Genomic DNA, 252 nt, shown 5'->3' with positions numbered 1-252 from the left:
ACTTTATGAGCACGTGAAGTGAGTGCTGGTGCAAGTGATTCAATAGCGGTGCCTTTTTGAAGGCTGGTGTAATCATTACGATTAGTAGTACGCGGGAGGTTAATAGCGTCTTGCACCGATACATTCCAGTCTAAAACGCCAACAACTACTTGAGCGACGTAGTCAATAATGCGGCTACCACCAGGAGATCCTACAACTAAACGTAAGCTACCATCTTCATTAAAAACCATAACCGGTGACATAGAACTGCGC

Annotated in this window: 1 protein-coding gene; it reads right to left on the bottom strand. The window is 44.8% G+C overall.

Translation table 11 applies throughout. From position 1 onward, the window contains the following. Positions 1-252 (bottom strand): gamma-glutamyltransferase (locus R2R70_RS21860; protein WP_410979175.1); only part of this gene is annotated, 252 nt, incomplete at both ends.

The organism is Cobetia sp. SIMBA_158 (assembly GCF_046566945.1).
Classification (GTDB): Bacteria; Pseudomonadota; Gammaproteobacteria; order Pseudomonadales; family Halomonadaceae; genus Cobetia; species Cobetia amphilecti.
Note: the sequence above shows the minus strand (reverse complement) of the source record. Positions and strands in the feature narration are given on the sequence as shown.